Annotated in this window: 19 protein-coding genes and 4 tRNA genes; 6 read left to right on the top strand and 17 right to left on the bottom strand. The window is 57.1% G+C overall.

From position 1 onward, the window contains the following. Positions 1-266: 266 nt before the first annotated feature. Positions 267-1,226, top strand: a complete 960-nt coding sequence (locus CLR77_RS13125; protein ID WP_097461122.1) for a LysR substrate-binding domain-containing protein — start codon at positions 267-269, stop codon at positions 1,224-1,226. Positions 1,227-1,427: 201 nt separating this feature from the next. Here CLR77_RS13125 and CLR77_RS13120 read toward each other — a convergent pair. From CLR77_RS13120 to CLR77_RS13105, 4 genes are all read right to left on the bottom strand, one after another. Further along, positions 1,428-1,512 (bottom strand) — tRNA-Leu (locus CLR77_RS13120). A 142-nt stretch (positions 1,513-1,654) separates the two neighbouring features. Further along, positions 1,655-1,730, bottom strand: a tRNA-His gene (locus CLR77_RS13115). An 84-nt stretch (positions 1,731-1,814) separates the two neighbouring features. Continuing rightward, a tRNA-Arg gene (locus CLR77_RS13110) sits at positions 1,815-1,891 on the bottom strand. 32 nt (positions 1,892-1,923) lie between these two features. Further along, positions 1,924-2,000, bottom strand: a tRNA-Pro gene (locus CLR77_RS13105). 168 nt (positions 2,001-2,168) lie between these two features. Here CLR77_RS13105 and folD point away from each other — a divergent pair. Further along, positions 2,169-3,023: a bifunctional methylenetetrahydrofolate dehydrogenase/methenyltetrahydrofolate cyclohydrolase FolD gene (folD, locus tag CLR77_RS13100; RefSeq protein WP_097461121.1), complete on the top strand. Its 855-nt coding sequence runs from the start codon at positions 2,169-2,171 to the stop codon at positions 3,021-3,023. A gap of 142 nt (positions 3,024-3,165) precedes the next feature. Here the strand turns inward: folD and CLR77_RS13095 are convergent, their stop codons facing one another. Next, the gene (locus tag CLR77_RS13095; protein ID WP_097461120.1) at positions 3,166-5,346 is read right to left on the bottom strand and encodes a malate synthase G; all 2,181 of its coding nucleotides are present in this window, start codon (positions 5,344-5,346) and stop codon (positions 3,166-3,168) included. A gap of 90 nt (positions 5,347-5,436) precedes the next feature. Between CLR77_RS13095 and CLR77_RS13090 the strand changes: the two genes are divergently transcribed. Beyond that, complete coding sequence (locus CLR77_RS13090; protein WP_097461119.1) at positions 5,437-5,664, top strand: hypothetical protein; 228 nt, start codon at positions 5,437-5,439, stop codon at positions 5,662-5,664. 104 nt (positions 5,665-5,768) lie between these two features. Here the strand turns inward: CLR77_RS13090 and cysS are convergent, their stop codons facing one another. Both cysS and CLR77_RS13080 read right to left on the bottom strand, forming a co-directional pair. Continuing rightward, positions 5,769-7,163, bottom strand: coding sequence for a cysteine--tRNA ligase (cysS, locus tag CLR77_RS13085; RefSeq protein ID WP_097461488.1), 1,395 nt, complete (start codon positions 7,161-7,163; stop codon positions 5,769-5,771). Positions 7,164-7,188: 25 nt separating this feature from the next. Continuing rightward, positions 7,189-8,871, bottom strand: coding sequence for a glutamine--tRNA ligase/YqeY domain fusion protein (locus CLR77_RS13080; RefSeq protein ID WP_097461118.1), 1,683 nt, complete (start codon positions 8,869-8,871; stop codon positions 7,189-7,191). Positions 8,872-9,146: 275 nt separating this feature from the next. Between CLR77_RS13080 and CLR77_RS13075 the strand changes: the two genes are divergently transcribed. Both CLR77_RS13075 and CLR77_RS13070 read left to right on the top strand, forming a co-directional pair. Continuing rightward, positions 9,147-9,656, top strand: coding sequence for a peptidylprolyl isomerase (locus CLR77_RS13075; RefSeq protein ID WP_097461117.1), 510 nt, complete (start codon positions 9,147-9,149; stop codon positions 9,654-9,656). Further along, positions 9,653-10,390, top strand: a complete 738-nt coding sequence (locus tag CLR77_RS13070) for a UDP-2,3-diacylglucosamine diphosphatase (RefSeq protein ID WP_097461116.1) — start codon at positions 9,653-9,655, stop codon at positions 10,388-10,390. Before CLR77_RS13075 ends, CLR77_RS13070 begins: the two co-directional genes overlap by 4 nt. 84 nt (positions 10,391-10,474) lie before the next feature. Here the strand turns inward: CLR77_RS13070 and miaE are convergent, their stop codons facing one another. Beyond that, entirely contained in the window at positions 10,475-11,113 is a 639-nt protein-coding gene (gene miaE, locus CLR77_RS13065) for a tRNA-(ms[2]io[6]A)-hydroxylase (RefSeq protein WP_227519922.1), read from the bottom strand. Positions 11,114-11,332: 219 nt separating this feature from the next. Between miaE and acnB the strand changes: the two genes are divergently transcribed. Next, complete coding sequence (acnB, locus tag CLR77_RS13060; RefSeq protein WP_097461114.1) at positions 11,333-13,906, top strand: bifunctional aconitate hydratase 2/2-methylisocitrate dehydratase; 2,574 nt, start codon at positions 11,333-11,335, stop codon at positions 13,904-13,906. A 58-nt stretch (positions 13,907-13,964) separates the two neighbouring features. On the opposite strand, the gene CLR77_RS13055 is transcribed toward acnB, so the two are convergent. From CLR77_RS13055 to CLR77_RS13015, 9 genes are all read right to left on the bottom strand, one after another. After that, positions 13,965-14,426 carry a DoxX family protein gene (locus CLR77_RS13055; protein ID WP_097461113.1) on the bottom strand — a complete coding sequence of 154 codons (462 nt, stop codon included), beginning with the start codon at positions 14,424-14,426 and terminating at the stop codon, positions 13,965-13,967. 4 nt (positions 14,427-14,430) lie between these two features. Further along, positions 14,431-15,177: an HvfC/BufC family peptide modification chaperone gene (locus tag CLR77_RS13050; RefSeq protein ID WP_097461112.1), complete on the bottom strand. Its 747-nt coding sequence runs from the start codon at positions 15,175-15,177 to the stop codon at positions 14,431-14,433. Then, the gene (gene bufB / locus CLR77_RS13045) at positions 15,174-16,016 is read right to left on the bottom strand and encodes an MNIO family bufferin maturase (protein WP_097461111.1); all 843 of its coding nucleotides are present in this window, start codon (positions 16,014-16,016) and stop codon (positions 15,174-15,176) included. The genes CLR77_RS13050 and bufB overlap by 4 nt, the downstream gene beginning before the upstream one ends. A 90-nt stretch (positions 16,017-16,106) precedes the next feature. Next, complete coding sequence (locus tag CLR77_RS13040; protein WP_097461110.1) at positions 16,107-16,361, bottom strand: BufA1 family periplasmic bufferin-type metallophore; 255 nt, start codon at positions 16,359-16,361, stop codon at positions 16,107-16,109. Between the two features lie 621 nt (positions 16,362-16,982). Next, on the bottom strand, positions 16,983-17,690 hold the full coding sequence (locus CLR77_RS13035) for an ABC transporter ATP-binding protein (protein WP_264754701.1): 708 nt from the start codon (positions 17,688-17,690) through the stop codon (positions 16,983-16,985). 2 nt (positions 17,691-17,692) lie between these two features. After that, positions 17,693-18,490 carry an ABC transporter ATP-binding protein gene (locus CLR77_RS13030; protein ID WP_097461108.1) on the bottom strand — a complete coding sequence of 266 codons (798 nt, stop codon included), beginning with the start codon at positions 18,488-18,490 and terminating at the stop codon, positions 17,693-17,695. After that, a complete protein-coding gene (locus tag CLR77_RS13025; RefSeq protein ID WP_097461107.1) occupies positions 18,487-19,416 on the bottom strand; it encodes a branched-chain amino acid ABC transporter permease in 930 nt (309 codons plus the stop codon). Before CLR77_RS13025 ends, CLR77_RS13030 begins: the two co-directional genes overlap by 4 nt. Next, complete coding sequence (locus CLR77_RS13020; RefSeq protein WP_097461106.1) at positions 19,413-20,318, bottom strand: branched-chain amino acid ABC transporter permease; 906 nt, start codon at positions 20,316-20,318, stop codon at positions 19,413-19,415. Before CLR77_RS13020 ends, CLR77_RS13025 begins: the two co-directional genes overlap by 4 nt. A gap of 30 nt (positions 20,319-20,348) precedes the next feature. Then, positions 20,349-21,479, bottom strand: coding sequence for a branched-chain amino acid ABC transporter substrate-binding protein (locus CLR77_RS13015; RefSeq protein ID WP_097461105.1), 1,131 nt, complete (start codon positions 21,477-21,479; stop codon positions 20,349-20,351). Positions 21,480-21,599 lie beyond the last annotated feature (120 nt).

Here is a 21,599-nt window from a genome sequence, read left to right as displayed (position 1 = left end):
CCCGTCATTGCCTGGACGCATCGCGGTTCAATCACCATAGTGCTGATGGTGGCACACTAACTTAAACAGGTCATAAAAAGCCACCGTTAACCGACTAACTTATAACGCATTTCAAGGGAGAAAAGCCGGCGCTAAATTGCGTGAAGTCCACGCGGTAGGCCTGACGCGTTGGCGTTCATTCGGTATTCCGTGCCGCCCCTGCCCACCTGCTGGCGTTTTTGTGTTACCCAAGAGGCAACATAACGCCTTTCAATGAGATTGATGTCATGGCGCTGCATTTCGATCTTACGGACATGCAACTGATGGTTAACGTTGCAGGTGCCTCAAGCCTCACCAAGGGTGCCGAGCTGAGCTGTCTTTCGGTGCCGGCGGCGAGCAACCGGGTCAAGAATCTGGAAATGCACCTAGGCACCGCCCTCTTGTACCGCACGAATCAGGGCGTCACGTTAACGCCGCCCGGCGAAGCCTTCGTTCAACACTCACGCATCGTCTTGCGTCAACTTGAGCATCTTCGGGGAGACATGCAGGAATATGCCCAAGGTATTAAGGGATCAGTACGCGTCTTCGCCAATACAACAGCGATAAATGAGTTCATACCCTCCGTGCTGGAGCGTTATCTGGTCGAGCATCCCGATGTCAACATCGAGCTTCGTGAACGACTCAGCTACCAGGTGGTGAAAGCCGTTGCTGACGGTGCTGCCGATATCGGCGTATCCGCAAACGATTCCGGCGGTGTCGGCATGGAGTTTTTTCCTTACCGCAGTGACTGGTTGACGCTGGTCACCCATAAAGACCACCCATTGGCAAAGTTCGATTCCCTGAATTTCGAGGATACGCTGGATTACGATTACGTCGGTCTGTTCGAAGCCAGCGCCATTCACTCGTTTCTGATCAAAGCGGCCGACGATATCGGGCGCGTGTTACGTGAGCGGGTCGAGGTGAGTAATTTCGAGGCTGCATGTCGCATGATCGCCGCACAGGTTGGTATTGGCGTTATTCCTGAGTCGGCAGCTCGACGCTACGCGCTGGAAATGCCCCTGAAGTTAATCGCCCTTAACGACGACTGGGCTTTACGCAAATTGCATGTCTGCATGATGAATACAGACAAGTTACCGGCGTTTGCCAGGGAGTTGGTTGAAATGCTGATACAGGATGCAGAGACACACACAAATAACGCCATCGCCGACCGAGAGAACCAAGAGTCAGTCAGGAAGAAGCTGGCATGACCGGTCAGGGTTCAGACTCGGGATGATCGCTGCGCTGCGTTTTTAAAGGAAGCTCAGGATCCGCAGGGTGGCCAAGAAGCCTCGGGTTCGCTAATGAGAGACAGGGAGTCGGAAAGGCGATTATTCTGGAACAACGGAGCCGCACGTTCATTTCGCTTGGGCATCGCGCCAAAAGCCCAAAAGCGGAGGCTGCCGTTAAATTGGTGCGAAAGGAGAGACTCGAACTCTCACGCCCGAAGGCACTGGAACCTAAATCCAGCGCGTCTACCAGTTCCGCCACTTTCGCACGCGATGATCGCTAACAACACGCCCAAAACCGCCAACAACCATCATTCGCAACAACAATGAGAGGCTACAAAGAGCCGTTCACTGATAAAACCGAATGATAGACCACCAGCGAGAACGGGAAAACCCGTCAGGGGAAGAAGTGGGGTGGACGAAGGGGATCGAACCCTCGACCGCAGGAGCCACAATCCTGAGCTCTACCAACTGAGCTACGTCCACCACATACAAACTTGCTACCAACATGCCCAGCCATATTGCAGCTTTGGCCAAACATCGCTTTGCCTACACCAGCTACCGGGTTTGTGGCGCGCCCGGTAGGACTCGAACCTACGACCCACGGCTTAGAAGGCCGTTGCTCTATCCAGCTGAGCTACGGGCGCTTGACCCTGCCGACCATCGAGCTGAGCAGAAGTGGTCGGGGTAGAGAGATTCGAACTCCCGACATCCTGCTCCCAAAGCAGGCGCGCTACCAGACTGCGCTATACCCCGAAATGTTCGTTCACTAGGCGTCTCAGCAAAGTTGGCGCGAATAATACCGGCGACTTATGCGCTCGTCAACAAGCAATGCAGAAAGCTTGTTACGTTGGCCTGATGATTGAACCATGCGACAATACGCCGCCTCTACTTGTTCACCCAAAATGGCCGATCACAAACATCATGAAAGCACAGCTTATAGACGGTAAGGCAATCGCCGCCCAGGTTAGAAAGGAAGTGGCCGAGGGCGTCCGGCAGCGCAAGGAAAAAGGTCTCCGCCCCCCCGGTCTGGCTGTCGTGCTGGTCGGCACCGACCCGGCATCCCAAGTCTATGTTAAGCACAAGCGTGCCGCCTGTGAGGAAATCGGCTTCCTCACGAAAGACTACGACCTACCGGAAACGACCCGCCAATCCGATCTTGAAGCGCTGGTCGACCGACTCAACGACGATCCCGAAATCGACGGTATCCTGGTGCAACTGCCCCTGCCCTCACACCTGTCATCGGATTCCATCCTCCTGCGCATCCACCCAGATAAGGATGTCGATGGTTTTCATCCCTACAATATCGGTCGGCTGGCACAGCGCCTGCCCGTGCTTCGTCCCTGCACACCTGCGGGCATCATGCGCATGATCGAGAGTGTCGGTTATGACTGCAAGGGCAAGCACGCCGTTATCGTCGGCGCTTCAAACATCGTTGGCCGCCCCATGGCCCTGGAACTGCTGCTGGAAGGCGCTACCGTCACCGTGACCCACCGTTTCACCAGTGACCTAGAGCACCATGTCCGGGACGGCGATATCATTGTTGCGGCTGCCGGAAAGAAGGGGCTGGTCAAAGGCGAATGGATCAAACCTGGCGCCCTGGTCATCGACGTTGGTATGAACCGGTGCGAAGACGGATCTTTATGTGGTGACGTGGAGTTTGAGGCCGCCGCCGAGCGCGCAGCCTGGATTACACCGGTGCCGGGCGGCGTCGGTCCGATGACCATTGCCACGCTCATGGAGAATACGCTTTACGCGGCGAATAACCTGCATCACTAAAAAATTGATTGCGGTACGCTGACGCAACGGCCGTAGTCTCTGCGTTACCCCCTACCACCTACAAAAAAAGCCGGATGATTCACTCATCCGGCTTTTTTTGTCTGGGAGACAGCACCCACGGTGCTTCTCCCTACAGAGCCTATTAGGCGCCGTACTTTGCCTTAGCCTCACGGCGACGACGGTGCAGGACCGGCTCCGTATAGCCATTAGGCTGCGCACGTCCCTGCAGAACCAGCTCACAAGCCGCCTGGAAGGCTACGCTGTCGTCGAAGTTGGGCGCCATGTTGCGATAGGTGGGATCACTCGCATTCTGACGATCAACCACAGCCGCCATCCGCTTCAGCGTTTCGATCACCTGCTCTTCGGAACAGATGCCGTGATGCAGCCAGTTGGCGATGTGTTGAGAGGAGATACGCAGCGTCGCACGGTCTTCCATCAGGCCCACATCATTGATGTCGGGCACTTTGGAACAACCCACACCGTGATCGATCCAGCGTACGACGTAACCCAGGATGCCCTGAGCGTTGTTGTCCAGTTCCTGCTGAATATCCTGGGCCGACAGGCTGCCGCGATCTTCCAGCAGAGGCAGCGTCAGGATGTTGTCCAGCTTGGCTTTCTCACGCTTGGCCAACTCTTCCTGGCGCGCCGGCACGTTAACCTTGTGGTAATGGATAGCATGCAGGGTCGCAGCCGTCGGTGACGGAACCCAAGCGGTGTTAGCACCCGCTTTCGGGTGGCCGATCTTGGCTTCCATCATCGCCGCCATCAGATCCGGCATCGCCCACATACCCTTACCAATCTGGGCGTGGCCACGCAGGCCGGCGGCCAGACCGGTATCAACGTTCCAGTCTTCGTAGGTGGTCATCCACAGCGCCTGCTTCATGGCACCCTTACGAATCACGGGGCCCGCATCCATCGACGTATGGATCTCGTCGCCGGTGCGGTCCAGGAAGCCCGTGTTGATGAAGACGACGCGGTCCTTGACGACCCGGATACACTCCTTCAGGTTGACCGTAGTGCGACGCTCCTCGTCCATTACGCCCACTTTCAGGGTGAAGCGCGGCAGTTGGAGCAGGTCTTCGATGCGACCGAACAGTTCGTTGGTGAAACCCACCTCTTCCGGACCGTGCATCTTCGGCTTAACGATATAAACACTACCGGTCTTGCTGTTTCGTACCGGGCCATTGCCTTTCAGGTCGTGAATGGCGATCAACGAGGTGATCACGCCATCCATGATACCCTCAGGTACTTCGCTGCCGTCCTTGTCCAGAATGGCTTCGTTGGTCATCAGGTGACCGACGTTACGCACGAACATCAGACTGCGGCCTGGGAGGGTCAGCTTGCCACCGTCCGGCGTCGTGTACTCGCGATCAGCATGCATGCGACGGGAAACCGTCTCACCGCCCTTTTGGAAGTTTTCGACCAGGTCGCCCTTCATCAGGCCCAGCCAGTTGCGATAGACCAGCGCCTTGTCTTCGGCATCGACCGCCGCAACGGAGTCTTCACAGTCCATAATGGTCGTCAGCGCTGCTTCCATCAGCACGTCCTTCACACCGGCAGCATCGTCCTTGCCAATCGGGTGCGACGGATCCACCTGGATTTCGAGGTGCAGATTGTTATGGGCCAGCAGGATGCCGGTCGGTGCGTTCGCATCGCCGGTATAGCCACTCAGTTGTGCACTGTCGCGCAGCGTCGTTTGACCGCCATTCGCCAGCTTGACGACCAATTTACCGCCTTCGATGCTGTAACCGGCCGAATCCTTGTGACTCCCCTCCGCCAGCGGTGCCACTTCATCCAGCAGATTGCGGGCGTATTCGATGACTTTGGCGCCGCGAACCGGGTTGTAACCGCGGCCTTTGTCGGCACCGTTTTCCTCGGAAATCACGTCTGTACCGTACAAGGCGTCATAAAGACTACCCCAACGGGCGTTTGCGGCATTCAATGCGTAACGCGCATTCATGACCGGCACCACGAGCTGCGGGCCCGCCATGGTGGCAATTTCAGGATCGACGTTTTCGACGGTTACGTGGAAGTCGTCGCCTTCCGGCACCAGATAACCAATGTCTGTCAGGAATTGCTTGTAGGTGGCCGTGTCGATCGACTGACCGCCATTCTCGCGATACCAGGCGTCCAGCTTGGCCTGAAGATCGTCACGCTTGGCGAGCAAGGCCTTGTTGCGCGGTGCGAGTTCGTGAACGAGTTTGTCGAACCCTGCCCAGAAGGCATCGGCTTCAATGCCCGTTCCGGGAATAGCTTCCTGATTCACAAAGTCATACAGGACTTTGGCGACCTGCAGGCCACCAACTTGAACGCGTTCTGTCATCGTGTGTCGCCTCAATAGTGCTTGAGTATCCGATTATCGAGACTGTTCGCTACCTGACGGTAAGACACCGCCACTTAAAGACCGATCGCAATGATCGGCGGCGAACAGGGTTTCGTCGACGGCTCGCAGGAAACAGATAACACCCGTGCGTACAGGCATCCTGCCATATCAATACCGTCGAAAAAGGTTATTGCGTTGTTCGCTGTCGGCAAAACGCGCCTGGTTCGTCAGTACGGCGCCGACTTCAGCGATCATCGAAAACACCTCCGGGAGTCGATCAAGATGCTCCCTACCGGCGCACCGATAGTCCACTTTTGATGGAGAGGTCGCCATTCTACGCGAAATATCGCAGCAGTTCATGCCGTATGCGACGGACATTGCCATAACCCGGACGTTGTCCGCCTGTTTCCCGAAGATCCCCGCTAGACTCGCCGCCAGGTCGTGCCTTCCCGACTGTCGTCAAGGACAATGCCGCGCGCCTTCAATTCGTCGCGTATGCGGTCTCCTTCAGCGAAATCCTTTTGGCGACGGGCTTCCGCGCGCGCCTCGATCATCGCTTCGATGTCTTCCGCACTCAGGTCGTCGCCCTGCTCCGCCACCCCGCCACTCTGGAAATAGGCCTCGGGGTCCTGCTGCAACAGCCCCAGGATAGCCCCCAGCCGCACAAGCACTCCGGCCAGCGACGCCGCATCCGACATTTGCTCCATGCGTTTGGCGCGATTGATATGTCCCGCCAACTCGAACAGCACGGTCAATGCCTCGCGCGTATTGAAGTCATCGTCCATGGCTGCCTCAAAGCGGGCATCCCAGTCGGTTTTACCCTCCGGCGCAACGGCTTGTAGTCCTCGGAGCGCGGAATAGAAACGGTTCAGCGCGTTCTGCGCTTCCGACAGGCTTTCCGGCGAATAGTCGATCTGACTGCGATAGTGGCTTGCAACCAGGAAATACCGCACAACTTCTGCGGAGTACTGGGCCAGGATTTCGCGAATAGTGAAAAAGTTGCCCAGGGATTTGGACATTTTCTCCTTGTTTACCCGCACCGCACCGGCATGCATCCACACATGAACGAAGGGTTTGCCCGTCGCGCCTTCCGACTGGGCGATCTCATTTTCATGATGCGGGAACATGAGGTCCGGACCGCCCCCATGGATATCAAAGGTATCGCCCAGACAGGCTGTCGACATTGCCGAACACTCGATATGCCAGCCGGGCCGACCGTAGCCCCATGGGGACGACCAGCTGTCATCGCCCTGTTCCGCCGCCTTCCAGAGAGCAAAATCTGCCGGACTCTTTTTGGCTTCTTCAACATTGACGCGCGCGCCGGCAAGCAGCTCATCCAGCTTGCGCTTGCTCAGCTTGCCGTAGCCTTCGAACTTCTCCACCGCAAAATAGACGTCGCCGTTATCCGCATAATAGGCATAACCGTTATGCATCAACGTCTGGATCATTTCGATGATGTCGTCGATATGTGCCGTCGCCCGCGGTTCCCGAGTCGGTGCGATCACTCCCAGCGCTCGCTCGTCCTCATGCATGGCAGCGATCATGCGCTCGGTTAACGTTGTGAAGGGCTCATGGTTTTCGGCCGCACGCCGCAGGATCTTGTCATCGATATCGGTGATATTGCGGACATAGGTCACCTCGTATCCCTTGTGACGGAGATAACGGGTCACCACATCGAAGGCGACCAGCACGCGCCCATGTCCCAGGTGGCAGTAGTCGTAAACGGTCATGCCGCAGACATACATGCGGACCTTACCCGGCTCGATGGGTTTAAACTCTTCCTTTTGCTGCGTCAGCGTGTTGTAGATCTGAATCACGTTCACTCCCCAGTGTCAGTTGACGCTAGCTCCGGGCTTCGATCTTTGCCCAGGAATCTCTCAGCGTCACCGTCCGGTTGAAGATCACCCGGTCTCCGCTGCCCTGATCGGCATCCAGGAAGAAGTAGCCTTCCCGTTCGAACTGGTACGGAATATCGCTTCGCGCCTGGGCCAAACCAGCTTCGGCACGACAGCCCTGCAGTACGACCAGCGATTCCGGGTTGATGCTGTCGACAAAATCCGTTTCCTTGGAGGCATCGGGATTTTCCTGGTTGAACAGGCGGTCGTAGAGCCGGATTTCCGCTTCGACGCTGTCGGTCGCCGAGACCCAGTGAATGACGCCATTCGGCTTGTAGCCTTCCGGATTGACACCCAGCGTGGCACTGTCATATTCGCAGCGCAGTTCTGTTATCTCGCCTTGTGCGTCCCGGACCACCTCACGGCAGGTGATCACATAGCCGCCACGCAGACGCACTGCCTGATCCGGCGCCAGCCGTTTCCATTTCCGGGGTGGCTCCAGCGAGAAATCCTCACGATCGATATACAGCTCACGGGTCCAGGGCACCTGACGCGAGCCCATTTCCGGCTTTTGCGGATGCGCCGGCAACTCCAGCAATTCTCGGCCGTCCTCGGGATAGTTCGTCAGCACGACCTTCAGCGGATGCATGACGCACATGGCGCGCGGAGCCCGTTCATTGAGGTCTTCGCGGATAGCGTGCTCGAGCATACCGACGTCGACCGTGCCGCCGACCCGATTAACTCCGATCATATCGCAGAATTTCCGGATCGATTCCGGCGTATAGCCGCGCCGGCGAAGACCCGAAACCGTCGGCATCCGGGGATCATCCCACCCCTGAACGTGCCCCTCGTCGACCAGGCGCTTCAGCTTGCGCTTACTGGTCACCGTGTAATTCAGGTTCAGGCGGGCAAATTCGATCTGGCGTGGATGACAGGCGATCGTGATATTGTCGAGCACCCAATCATAAAGCGGACGGTGGTCTTCGAACTCCAGGGTGCACAGGGAGTAGACAATGCCTTCCAGCGCATCCGATATGGGGTGCGTAAAATCGTACATCGGATAGATGCACCATTTATTGCCGGTCTGGTGATGCTCAGCAAAGCGAATCCGGTAAAGGATAGGGTCGCGCAGGTTCATGTTCGGCGACGTCATATCGATTTTCGCCCGCAATACCAGCTCCCCGTTGGCAAATTCGCCATCGCGCATGCGCTGGAACAGATCGAGGTTTTCCTCGACACTGCGATCCCGGTCCGGACTGTTGCGGCCCGGCTCCGTCAGGGTTCCACGATACTCTGCCATCTGGTCCGCGGTCAGCGAGCAAACGTAGGCTTTACCTTTCCTGATCAGCTCCACGGCGAAATCGTAAAGCTGGTCGAAATAATTGGACGCGAAGCGCACGTCCCCCTGCCAGTGAAAACCCAGCCATTCGACATCACGCTTGATGGCCTCGATATATTCCTGGCTTTCCTTTTCCGGGTTGGTATCGTCGAAGCGCAGATTACAGGTGCCATTGAAGGCTTCCGCCATACCGAAGTTCAGGCAGATCGACTTGGCATGGCCGATGTGAAGGTACCCATTCGGCTCCGGCGGGAAACGGGTCGCGACGACGCCGCCGTTTTTCCCGGTGCGAATGTCTTCTTCGATAAGGTTGTAGATAAAATTATTCGCTTTCTTCGATTCTGCGCTCATAGGTACTCTGCGTTTAACGGATCTCGGCGATTGACGGGCCGCCGCGTTTCAGGGGGCGGTCTGGCGTCAGGGAGAAGGGCCCACGACGTTTGTAGAAGACGTTTTCGCCTTCTGGTGCTGTCCGAGGCCTCCCAAAGGCCGGTATTATAATCACAGTTGCCGGGTCAACTCATGCTCTCGGGAAACTCGGATGACTTCCGGTGCTTCCCTTGGCCCCGGTGTACCGTACAATACCACGCCAATCAAGCATCAACTGTTCTGACGGGGATCCCTGAATGATTGTTTTGAAAACCAATTTTGGCGACATCAAGCTGCAACTGGATTACGACAAGGCACCGGAAACCGCACGCAACTTCGAAGAGTATGTGAAGGACGGTTTCTACGACGGCCTCATTTTCCACCGTGTTATCAGCAATTTCATGGTCCAGGGTGGCGGCTTCGAGCCAGGCATGGTTCCCCGCAAACCCCGCGCGCCGATCCAAAACGAGGCGGACAACGGCCTGAGCAACATGACCGGCACCGTCGCCATGGCACGCACCATGGAGCCGCATTCCGCGTCCGCACAATTTTTCATCAACGTGCGCGACAACGCGTTTCTCGATCATACCGGCAAAACCGTCGAGGGCTGGGGTTATGCGGTCTTCGGCAAAGTGATCGAAGGCATGGACGTGGTCAACTCGATCAAAGAAGTGAAAACCACCAGCCGTGCGGGCCACCAGGATGTCCCGGTTGACGACGTTATCATCGAAAAGGCCGAAATCGTCGAGGACGGGGACGCGGCGTGACCGTACTGTTTATTTCCGATCTACATCTGGAAGAGGAGCGCCCGGACATCACCCGGGCGTTTCTGCAATTCCTGGAAAGGCACGCCTGCCAAGCGGAATCGCTCTATATTCTGGGGGATTTCTTTGAATCCTGGATCGGCGACGATGAACGCACCCCACTTCAGGACGAAGTCGCCGCTGCCCTGTCCGCGCTCAACCGCCAGCACGGAACCCGGCTGTATTTGATGCACGGCAACCGGGATTTCCTCATCGGAGAAGACTTCTGCACCCGGGCCGGCGCCAGCCTGTTGAACGACCCGACCGTAATCGACCTCTTTGGCACGCCGACACTGCTTATGCATGGCGACAGCCTCTGCACGCTCGACGTCGGCTACCAGAAGTTTCGGCAGAACATGCGCAACCCCCAATGGCAGGCGATGTTCCTCAGGCGCCCCCTGCCCGACCGTCAACAGGTTGCCCGCCAGTTGCGTGAAATCAGCATGGCCCAGAACAAGGGCAAGGAAGAGTCCATCATGGATGTCACCCCGGAAGAGGTGATCCGGGAGATGGAGGAGCACAACGTCGCCCGCCTGATTCACGGACACACACATCGCCCAGCCGTCCACGACATCGAGGTGGCCGGTGAAGCCGCCGCGCGGTATGTCCTCGGGGATTGGGACAAGGCACTCTGGTACCTGCGCGTCGAGCCCGGCAAAGCGCCGGAGCTGATCCAGGAAGCCTTCCAGCCCGGTTAAACCCTTCGTCGCGAATTAACAGGAAACCTGTAGGGAGCAATAACCAAAGGGCATTGCGCCCTACGAAATAGCCTGCGTTGAACTTCAGGCGGACGGCCCAGGCGGGCCGCTATGGAATCGGAATTCTCCGTCAGGCGCCTCGATCAACTCTCGCTCAGCCTGGGCGAAGGCCGCAATCCGATCCGAAATATCGGTTCCTGCCGCCTGCTCCGCCAAATGCAGGTAATCCTGGAAGTGACGTGCCTCGGATTTCAACAAAGAGGCATAAAAGTCCTGCAACTCCTCATCCAGATGAGGCGCCAGCTTGGCAAAGCGCTCGCAGGAGCGCGCCTCGATGAAGGCCCCCACAATCAGTACATCCACCAATCGGGCCGGATCGGCTTCGCGGACACCTTTGCGCAAGCCCGATGCATAACGGGACGGCGACAGGTGTCCATAGACGATGCCCCGTTTCTTCATGATGGCCAGCACCTGCTCGAAATGCCGCAACTCCTCACGAGCCAGCCGTGACATCTTGTGCAACAGCGCGGGGCGATCCACATAACGGTACATCAGGCTCAATGCCGTCGACGCCGCCTTTTTCTCGCAGTGTGCATGATCGATCAGCATCAAGTCCTGATTCGCCAGGGCGCTGGCAATCCAGGCGTCGGGCGTTTCGCAGGGAAGAAAATCGTTGATGGCACTCAGATCCACTACCGGCATCGACAGCACTCTTTCGTTCATTGCTTGAGGCCGCGCAGTATATTACAAAGCGGCCCGGCGGACACGACGCGTCCCATACGGCCGGGCTATAACGGGATTCCCACGATCGGCCTCTATCAATAGGTTCCTTAACTTTTGGGCCCATTTCCTCTAGAATGTCGCCGCCTGATCGCGTGGCAACTGCTGCCAACGACTCCCGCAGCGTGGACAGCGGGACTTCAATCTGATGAGGATGTAACCGTGCTAGAAGCCTATCGCAAACATGTGGAAGAACGTGCCGCTCAAGGCATTCCTCCGCAACCGCTGAATGCCGAGCAGACTGCCGGCCTGGTCGAACTGCTGAAAAATCCGCCCGCAGGCGAAGAAGCCTATTTGCTGGATTTGCTGGAAAACCGCATTCCGCCGGGTGTTGACGAAGCGGCTTACGTCAAAGCCGGTTTCCTCTCCGCCATCGTCAAGGGCGAAGCCTCCTCCCCGCTGGTCGACAAACTCAAGGCCGTCAAACTGCTGGGCCTGATGCAGGGTGGCTACAACATCGAAACCCTGGTCGCTCTGCTGGACGATGCCGAACTCGCTGAAGAAGCCGCCACCCAACTGAAGCACACCCTGTTGGTGTTCGATGCGTTCCACGACATCAAGGAAAAGGCCGACGCCGGCAATGCCAACGCCAAGGCCGTCCTGGAGTCCTGGGCCAACGCTGAATGGTTCCTGAACAAGCCTGAAGTCCCGAACGTTATCACCAACACCGTTTTCAAGGTGTCCGGCGAAACCAACACCGACGACCTGTCACCCGCACCTGACGCCTGGTCGCGCCCCGACATCCCCCTGCATGCCCTGGCCATGTACAAGATGCCACGCGAAGGTATCACCAACGCCAAGGAGCAGATCGAAGAACTGAAGAAGCAAGGCCACCCGGTTGCCTTCGTGGGTGACGTGGTCGGTACCGGTTCTTCCCGTAAGTCGGCGACCAACTCCGTTCTGTGGTACATCGGCCATGATATCGCCGGTGTTCCCAACAAGCGTGCCGGCGGTGTCTGCATCGGCGGAAAAATTGCGCCCATCTTCTTCAACACCATGGAAGACGCCGGCGCCCTGCCCTTTGAAGCGGACGTATCCAACCTGGAAACAGGCGATGTCATCGACATCTATCCGCGTGAAGGCAAGATCAAGAAGCACGGCACCGACGAGGTGCTGTCTGAGTTCTCTCTGAAGTCCGATGTGCTCCTGGACGAAGTCCGTGCCGGTGGCCGCATCCCGCTGATCATCGGCCGCGGCCTCACCGATAAAGCCCGTGAAGCGCTGGGCCTGGCTCCGAGCGATGTTTTCGTTCGTCCGGCCAAGGTTGCCGACAGTGGCAAAGGTTATACCCTCGCCCAGAAGATGGTGGGCAAGGCCTGTGGCGTGAAAGGCGTACGTGCCGGCCAGTACTGCGAACCGAAAATGACGACTGTCGGCTCCCAGGACACCACTGGCCCGATGACCCGCGATGAACTGAAAGACCTGGCCTGTCTCGGCTTCTCCGCCGACCTGGTCATGCAGTCCTTCTGCCATACCGCGGCTTATCCCAAGCCCATCGACGTCGAAATGCAGCATACCCTGCCCGACTTCATCATGAATCGTGGCGGTGTCTCCCTGCGTCCGGGCGATGGCGTTATCCATAGCTGGCTGAACCGCATGCTGTTGCCGGATACCGTCGGTACCGGTGGTGACTCCCACACCCGCTTCCCGATGGGCATTTCCTTCCCCGCCGGTTCCGGTCTGGTGGCTTTCGCTGCGGCAACCGGCGTTATGCCGCTGGATATGCCGGAGTCAGTCCTGGTTCGCTTCAAGGGTACCCGTCAACCGGGTATCACCCTACGCGACCTGGTTCATGCCATTCCGCTTTACGCCATCAAGCAGGGCCTGCTGACCGTCGAGAAGAAAGGCAAGAAGAACATCTTCTCCGGCCGCGTTCTGGAAATCGAAGGTCTGGAAGACCTGACCGTCGAACAGGCTTTCGAGCTGTCTGACGCCTCTGCAGAACGTTCTGCGGCGGGTTGCACCATCACCCTGTCCGAGGAGTCGGTGGCGGAATACCTGCGCTCCAACATCACCATGCTGCGTTGGATGATTGCTGAAGGCTACGGCGACGTCCGTACCCTGGAGCGTCGTGCCAAGGCGATGGAAGAATGGCTGGCTAACCCGAGCCTGATGCGTGCAGACGCAGATGCCGAGTACAGCGCCGTCATCGAAATCGACGTCAGCGAAATCAAAGAACCTATCGTTTGCTGCCCGAACGATCCGGATGACGCCCGTCTGCTGTCCGAAGTCGCCGGCGACAAAGTGGACGAAGTCTTCATCGGTTCCTGTATGACCAACATCGGTCACTTCCGGGCTGCCGGTAAACTGCTCGAGCAGAATACCGAATCCCTGAAGACCCGTCTCTGGGTGGCTCCGCCCACCAAGATGGACCAGGCGCAACTGATGGAAGAAGGCTACTACAACACTTACGGCCGCAACGGTGTTCGCACCGAGATCCCTGGCTGTTCGCTGTGCATGGGTAACCAGGCTCGCGTCGCGGCGAAGTCGACGGTTCTGTCTACCTCGACCCGTAACTTCCCGAACCGCCTGGGCGATGGTGCCAACGTGTACCTGACTTCGGCCGAGCTGGCCTCTGTCGGAGCCATCCTGGGCCACCTTCCGACCGTTGCGGAGTACATGGAATACGCGAAGAGTATCGACTCCATGTCGGGCGATATCTACCGCTACCTGAACTTCGACAAGATTGAAAGTTATAGCGAAAAAGCGAAGCAGGCTGCAGAACAAAGCGCCTGAGACGCCTGAAGACAAAAAACGCCAGCTTTATGCTGGCGTTTTTTATGCCACATTCCCCCTAGCTGGCCTGTAACGTCAGGCGTCTGCCCGACAACGCCGACAACAATCGATCCAGCGAAAAGAAGCCTCCACCCCAAAGTACATTCATCAAAAGCATGGCGCCCCACAATTGATGATCAAAAAAGCCGTTTTTCCAAAGAAGCGGATAGGACAGGACCGCCATGATATTGAATCCGAACATCAGTAATCCGATGGGTCGGGTCAAGATCCCCAGAGCCAGGATCGTAGAACCACCGATCTCGATCGCCGTGCCGATATAGGCGGCGATATCCGGAGGCAATAGCGGAACATGGTACTCATCTTCGAATAGAAACAGCGTGCTATCCCAATCGCTGAGCTTAAGCATCCCCGAATGGAAGAACACATTGGCCACCCAGAGCCGGGTCAACAGCAGAACCAGCGGTACCAACCATGCCGTTCCTCCGGCCATAAAACGATCAATTCGCGCAAACCACCCCATGATGCTACCTCCCAAGCGAAAAATCTTCGATCAACCCACGTCCCAATAGATCAGCCAACTCGGTCAGCACGGTGTCCTGTAGCCCGCCAGGCAGATCCGCCAGTGGCCTTTCATCCCGACAAAGGGCAAGCAGGTCCATTGCCACCGGAGACAACCGGCTCAACGCAATGCCCTGCTCGCGATGAATCACCGCGAGGTACAGGGTTTCGGGCGACAGGGTCGGGATGGGCTGCGCCTCGACCAAAGCATCGAACAGCTGATCGACAGCGTAGCCTGCCGTCCAGAATCGGAGACTCGCCGCCGGAAGCAATACCAAGTGTTCATAGGCCTCAGGATCGACGGCCTCCAGGCGGGAAAACGGAAACGGTTTTGCGGGGGGTAACAAACTGCTCCGTTCCACCAACCACTCCAGCACGGCCAACTCTTCCGCTGCCGGGTGATCCTCCAGCTCCTCGCTGGCCCCCAGGAAGTCGGGAAAACCGTCACCATAATTCACAACACAGGATTCCAGTGGGGGGTGCTCCGTGACATACCGGCGCGTCAACTTATAGAACAGAGGGTCACCCAACAGACGCCGGCACTGGGGATAGGTCGCACACAAGGCTTCCTGCAAGCTGGTGAGAAAATGGTTCCGGTAGACAGAGAGCCGCGCCGATTGGCACGGCCTGTTGTCGAAAATGGCATCCGCAATGGCTGACGGCTGCCCCAATAGCATGTCGCCAAAGGCTTGCTGCAAGGTACCGAGATTCATGCAGTCACCTCCGCTGCAGCCAATGATGTCATGATATCCCTGGCCTTGCCCGCTTCACCCAGGAGCACTTCCGGTTCTGGCAGGTCCCTGTCCCATTCGATCAACGTCAGACGCTTGCCATGGCGCTCTGTCACCGCGCGAAACCATTGCCAGACCGGGTCAGAGACCGGCCGGCTATGTGTATCGATACAGAGGTCGCCGTCATCGAAATGCTGCACTTCGAAGCCGGCCAAATGAATCTCCCCGACGTGTTCGAACGGCACCGCAGACAGGTAATCTTCGACGGCAAAGCCATGATTCAGGCTGCTGACAAAGATATTGTTAAGGTCAAGCAGCAAGCCGCAGCCGCACCGTTCCGGAAGCGCTGCCAGGAAATCCCACTCAGTCATCGAACTCTGCCGGTATTGCAGATAGCTGGACGGGTTCTCGATCAGCAACTGCCGCCCTAGCGCCTGCTGAACGGTGTCGATTCGCGCGACCATGTGCTCGAGGGCTTCTTCTGTATAGGGAATCGGAAGCAAGTCGTTAAAATAGGTTCCGCCCACCGAACTCCAGCTCAGGTGTTCAGAAAGACGCACTGGCGAAACCTCGTCGATCAGGCGTCGGAGGGCGGCAAGATGCCGCTGACTCAACGGGTCCACAGACCCCAGGGAAAGACCAGTACCGTGAAGGCTGATGGGGTAAACCTCTGCCAGCGCGAGTAATTCGCCTCGAAGGTTCGCGTCATGGAAGTAGTTTTCACTATGCACTTCGAGCCAACCGATCGATGGCCGTTGTGCCATGAAATACCCATGATGGGGAACGCGCAGCCCTACCCCGACCCAATCCGTTATGTTCATCGTGCCACACCCGTGTCCTTAACCATGATAATGGCGATTACCTAAGGCGGCATTGGGGAGCGCTGACCTCTCCCCAACGCCGGACCGGATTTACATCGGGTTCAGCGTACCGCCGGCGAGCTTTTCACAAAGCCCTTTGGGTACAACGATGAACGCCCCCTTGTCGCCATCCTGTTTCACCGTTCCGGCGCAGGAGTTGGTCTTGGTGGCGCAATCGTTCTTTCCGGCTTTGGCTACGCCGTAACACTTCTCCTTGCCTGCCGCCATGGCGTTCACGGAAGCCGATGCGGCGCCAATTGCCAGCAGGCTGGAGATTGCGGTGACCATCAAAGTGCGCTTGTTCATTGTCGTTCTCCAATAGCGTTAAAAGTTTCAGGTGATCGCCGACGAAGGTAAGCGGCTCATTGCCGGTGTTCCTCAGCGTTCCGATAAGGAGACGCATGAACCCGGTAGCTGTTACACCTTGATGGAAAATTTTTTGCGGATTACCGTGAAAGCCGTGGACGCCAAGCGTGTAAAAGAATTGGAAACGACGACGTTATAGAAACGTCTTTTTTAAGGATGCCGCGCTGGCCGGAGCGAATACGAATAGACAGGGAGGAAAAATTAGGATCGTCGCGGATTAGCGTGAAAAGCTGTAGGGCGCAATAACCGAAGGGCATTGCGCCGAATGAGACGCCACTCGGTGTAACAACACCCCATGACTGACCAACGGCGATACTACACCCGGAAGTTAAACTCGGAATTTGCCCGCTGCCATGCGGCGCAATGCCCTTCGGTTATTGCGCCCTACCGATAGAGCAAGCACTAACCTCCAGGTATGACAAAGGGGTATCGGGGCAGCGACTTCTCTTTGAAATCAAAGCCGCTTTTCCCGGTAAAGTGCGATGAACCAAAAATTAGGCGCCAGTGGTCACCATAGCGACAGGAATGGATAAAGGGCGCATCCCTGCGCCCTGCCGCAATTTAATGACCTTTACCGAGATAGGCTTCCTGCACTTCCGGAGATGCCATCAGGGCCTTGGCACTGTCTTCGTGAACAATGCGCCCGACTTCCAGGACATAACCCCGGTCAGCCAGCTTCAGCGCCATACGGGCGTTCTGCTCAACGACCAGGATAGTCACACCGGAGGCTCGGATATCACGCAAGGCACTGAAGATCCCCTTGACGATGATCGGCGCCAGACCGAGGCTGGGCTCATCGAGCAGCAACAGCCGTGGCTTTGCCATTAAGGCCCGGCCGATCGCCAGCATTTGCTGTTCACCGCCTGATAGGGTGCCGGCCATCTGCGCTTTCCGCTCCAGAAGACGCGGAAACAGCTCGTAGACCTGCTTGCGCGTTTCCAGCGCTTCGGGGCGCGAGCGCGTATAAGCACCGAGCATCAGGTTTTCCTCGACCGTCAGCGTGCCGAAGACACGACGTCCCTCCGGCGACTGGGCGATGCCCAATCCGACAATGGCGTCGGCGCGAGCTTTGCCGATGTCGTGCCCGTCATACTGAATGGTTCCGGAACGGGGTTTCAGCAAGCCGCTCAGCGACCGCATGAACGTCGTCTTGCCGGCACCGTTTGCACCGAGAATGGCGACGACTTCACCCTCTTCGACGCTCAGGGAAATACCTTTTAATGCCTCAATGTGGCCATAGGCGACTTTGAGGTCTTTCACTTCCAGCAGGCTCATGCTGCCTCCTCATCGTCGTCATCATCGCTACCCAGGTAGGCCTCGATGACCTGCGGGTTGTTGCGAATGTCTTCTGGCCCGCCCTCGGCGATCTTGCGGCCGAAGTTGATCACACAGATATGGTCGGTGACGTTCATGACCACATTCATGTCGTGTTCAACCAGAATCACGGTAACGCCCTGGTCGCGGATCCCCAGGATGGTCTTGTTGAGCTCCACGGACTCACTGTCGTTAAGACCGGCCGCCGGTTCGTCGAGAATCAGCAACTCCGGTTTGGCCGCCAGCGTTCGCGCCATTTCCACACGACGCTGGATGCCATAGGGCAGTGACGTCGCCTCCTCATGTGCAATAGACGCAAGATCCAGTTGTTCGAGGATCTCCATGCAGCTCTTGCGCAAGGCCTTCTCCTCCCGGCGTTGCTTCGGAAGCGACAGCAGACCGGAGAGCCAGGTTTGATGCGTTTCCATATGCTGACCCGCCAGCACATTCTCGAGAACGCTCATTCCGGAGAAGAGCCTGATCGTCTGGAAGGTGCGCAGGATCCGGCGTTGCGCAATCCGGTAGGGAGGCAAACCGCTGATCGGCTCACCTTTCCAGCGAATCACCCCGTCGGTCGGCTTATAAACACCGGTAATCAGGTTGAATACCGTGGTTTTACCGGCACCATTGGGGCCGATCAGACCGACGACATCACCTTTTTTAATACTCAGGTTGAGATCGTCAACGGCACGCAGTCCGCCGAAGTTGATCCCTACACTATCCAGTTGCAGCAGTGGCGTACTGTTATCGTTCATTCCAGTCGTCTCCTTCTGGGCAGTATGCCCTGCGGCCGCAGGACCATAATCACGATCATCGCGAGGCCGAAGACGAAGTAACGATACTCGGCCAGATCACGGAATACCTGGGGCACGACAAACATGAGTACCGCACCCAACAGCACCCCTGGGATGGACGCCTGACCGCCTACGATGACGATGGCAAACAGGGTGACCGATTCTGTAAACACGAAGGCGCCCGGACTGACCGACTGCAGAAGGCTGGTGAACAGCGTACCCGCCGCTCCTGCGATGCCGGCGCCCAGCGCAAAAGCCAGAATCTTGTAATATCGCGCATTAACGCCCAGCGTTGTCGCCGCCAGCTCGTCTTCCTTCAGGTAACGGAACACGCGTCCGAGACGACTGTTTTCGAGGTTATTCATCAGCAACAGGACAATACCGAGCAGTATCCAATTGAGCACGAAGATCCCGCCCTGGCTCATGATCTGATGGCCGAAAAGCGATGGAGCCTCAATACCGTAGATACCGTCAGGTCCACCCGTGATGCCACCGACATCATTAACCAGTGCCATGTGGAAGATCTCGTTGAAGCCAATGGTGGCCACCAACAGATAGTCCCCCCGCAGCTTCACGATCGGTGCGGACAACAGGGCACCGAACAGCGCAGACACGACAACGGCAATCGGCAAGGTCCATAGGATAGGTACCCCATACTGAGTATTCAGGATAGCCGTCGTATAGGCCCCGATACCGAAATAGACCGCATGCCCCATGTCGTACATACCGGCACGGCCAAGGACAACGTCCTGACTGAGCGACACCACCGCGTAGATGGCGAAATAGGACATGATGAAGATCCAGTTGTTGTCGGCAAAAAGCGGCACCAACAACAGACCGAGTACCCAGAGCAGCAGACCTGCCCAGGTCGACGTGAGTTTTTTCATACCTTTTCCGCCACCCTTTCTCCGAGGATACCGGTCGGACGGACCAGCAGAATAAGGATCAGCAAGGCAAAGGTAATCGCTTCCTGCCATGTGCTGGAAATGTAGCCACCCGCGAGGGAGTTGAAGAGCCCCAGCAACAGGCCACCGAGCATGGCGCCCGGAATATTACCGATGCCGCCGATAATCGCCGCGATAAAGGCATTCAGACCGTAGATCCACCCCATGTCAAAAACCGCCTGACGGTAGTAGATCCCGATAAACAGGCCACCGATGGCACCCAGGGCCGGGCCCAGGATGAAGACACTGACAATAACCCGATTGACGTTGATCCCCATCAGGCGAGCGGCATCCTGATCGATCGCAGAAGCGCGAATCGCCGTGCCGAACCGCGTTTTGTTGACGTAAAGGTACAACGCCAGCATCAGCAGGAACGAAATGGCGACAATCAGAATTTGGGTGGAGTTCAGCACAACTCCGCCAATCACATAATTGGTTGACGGCAGTATCCCTTCCGGAAACGTCAGCGTTTGCGGACTCCAGATCAGCATGATGCCGTTTTCCAGGAGCATGGAGGCTCCCAACGCCGATACGACGGCGGACAAACGGTGAGCATGGCGCAAGGGACGATAGGCGGTGAGTTCGAGAAGCACCCCCGCGATGGCAACAACCAAAACTGCCACCACGAATGCCAGGATCACGACCCAGTGAGAGGGCGCCGCACCGGCGCCCGTCAAACTGGTGATTACGGTCAGTCCTATGAAGGCACCCAGAACCGCCAAGTCGCCATGGGCGAAGTTGATCAGTTTCAGGATGCCATAGACCATCGTGTAACCGAGCGCGATCAGGGCATAGATACTTCCTACCGTCAGCCCGTTTGCGAGCTGCTGGAAGAAGATTTCCATGTTGTTGAGCCCCTGTCTTGTTCGATTACGTTAATGGGTCGGATAAACGGTCTTGTAGCTGCCGTCGGGTTGGATTTCAAACGCCTGGAAAGCGCTACCAAGCCGCTCGCCATGCTTGTCGAAGCCCATCGGACCGGTAATACCCGGGAAGTTGCGCAGGTTATGCAGGTAGTCGGCAACCTTGTTCGGGTCAAAGCTCTTGGTTGCTTCAACGGCCTTGACGATAGCCCGCATGCCGTCGGCATTGGTCAGCGTAAAGATGCTGGGAGGCAGCTCACCGTACATGCTCTTGTAATCAGCCAGGAAGTCTTTGGCTTCCTTGTACGGCAGGTTTTCAGGCGCAGGCACGTTGACGATCACGGTCCCCGTAGCAGCCTGACCGGCGATTTGGGCGAACTTCACATTCTGGTTGGCGTCACCACCCACGAAATCCGCATTGATATCCAGATCCTTTTCCTGAGAGCGCAACAGGCCGCCATCGGAATAGTAACCGGAGAAATAGATGACATCCGGGTTTTTCGACTTAACCGTCGTCAGTACGGAACGGTAGTCCTGGGATCCCGCATTGATGTAACCACGGAACACGACATTGCCGCCTTCCTTTTTCACGGCCTCATCAACCGCATCACCCAGACCTTTGGAGAAGCTGGAGTGGTCGGACAACACCGCAATGCGCTTGTAATGCTTGCCTTTCACCAGGTACTCACCGGTGAACTTGGCTTCTGCGCTATTGGGGGGCGCATTCCGGAAGAACAGTTTGTAACCGTGTTGGGTCAGCTGCTCTGCGGTTCCATCACTGGTCTGCAGGATGTTGGCACGAGCATAGATCGGCTGTGCGGCGCCAGCAGCACCAGAAGTGTAAGTGCCGATTACGGCAAAGACATTCTGGTTGGAAAGATTACGAGCGCAAAGAGCCCCTTGGGTAGCCTTGCCTTCGTCGTCACAGGAGACGACTTTGACCGTTTTGCCCAGAAGCCCGCCTTTATCGTTGAGCTGTTTAGCCAGCAGCTTGACGGCTTTTTCGATACCCTGGCCTTCGTTGGCATACTGCCCTGTGATGGGCGCCTGCACACCAAAGGTTACTGTACCGGCCGCCATGGCCGTCGCCGACATCCCAAGGGATATCGCGGTTGCTGCGACAAGAGTTTTCAGCTTGAACATCGCATTTCCTCCGCACTATTGCGTTTTTAGTTATAGGTTGATGAAACCCGGGAGGTCGTGGAACCGGAATTCCACGGTCACCAGTGTATAGACCCTTTTGGGATCAAGAACAACGCGACC

Origin of the sequence: Mangrovitalea sediminis (assembly GCF_002514725.1) — a bacterium.
Classification (GTDB): Bacteria; Pseudomonadota; Gammaproteobacteria; order Pseudomonadales; family Oleiphilaceae; genus Mangrovitalea; species Mangrovitalea sediminis.
This window is presented reverse-complemented; position numbering and strand designations above follow the sequence as displayed.

Bases quoted from the DNA above. Each gene is read 5' to 3' on its own strand.
- CLR77_RS13125 (WP_097461122.1), top strand. From the start codon at position 267: ATGGCGCTGCATTTCGATCTTACGGACATGCAACTGATGGTTAACGTT.
- folD (WP_097461121.1), top strand. From the start codon at position 2,169: ATGAAAGCACAGCTTATAGACGGTAAGGCAATCGCCGCCCAGGTTAGA.
- CLR77_RS13095 (WP_097461120.1), bottom strand. From the start codon at position 5,346: ATGACAGAACGCGTTCAAGTTGGTGGCCTGCAGGTCGCCAAAGTCCTG.
- CLR77_RS13090 (WP_097461119.1), top strand. From the start codon at position 5,437: ATGATCGGCGGCGAACAGGGTTTCGTCGACGGCTCGCAGGAAACAGAT.
- CLR77_RS13080 (WP_097461118.1), bottom strand. From the start codon at position 8,871: ATGAGCGCAGAATCGAAGAAAGCGAATAATTTTATCTACAACCTTATC.
- CLR77_RS13075 (WP_097461117.1), top strand. From the start codon at position 9,147: ATGATTGTTTTGAAAACCAATTTTGGCGACATCAAGCTGCAACTGGAT.
- miaE (WP_227519922.1), bottom strand. From the start codon at position 11,113: ATGAACGAAAGAGTGCTGTCGATGCCGGTAGTGGATCTGAGTGCCATC.
- CLR77_RS13055 (WP_097461113.1), bottom strand. From the start codon at position 14,426: ATGGGGTGGTTTGCGCGAATTGATCGTTTTATGGCCGGAGGAACGGCA.
- CLR77_RS13050 (WP_097461112.1), bottom strand. From the start codon at position 15,177: ATGAATCTCGGTACCTTGCAGCAAGCCTTTGGCGACATGCTATTGGGG.
- bufB (WP_097461111.1), bottom strand. From the start codon at position 16,016: ATGAACATAACGGATTGGGTCGGGGTAGGGCTGCGCGTTCCCCATCAT.
- CLR77_RS13040 (WP_097461110.1), bottom strand. From the start codon at position 16,361: ATGAACAAGCGCACTTTGATGGTCACCGCAATCTCCAGCCTGCTGGCA.
- CLR77_RS13030 (WP_097461108.1), bottom strand. From the start codon at position 18,490: ATGAACGATAACAGTACGCCACTGCTGCAACTGGATAGTGTAGGGATC.
- CLR77_RS13025 (WP_097461107.1), bottom strand. From the start codon at position 19,416: ATGAAAAAACTCACGTCGACCTGGGCAGGTCTGCTGCTCTGGGTACTC.
- CLR77_RS13020 (WP_097461106.1), bottom strand. From the start codon at position 20,318: ATGGAAATCTTCTTCCAGCAGCTCGCAAACGGGCTGACGGTAGGAAGT.
- CLR77_RS13015 (WP_097461105.1), bottom strand. From the start codon at position 21,479: ATGTTCAAGCTGAAAACTCTTGTCGCAGCAACCGCGATATCCCTTGGG.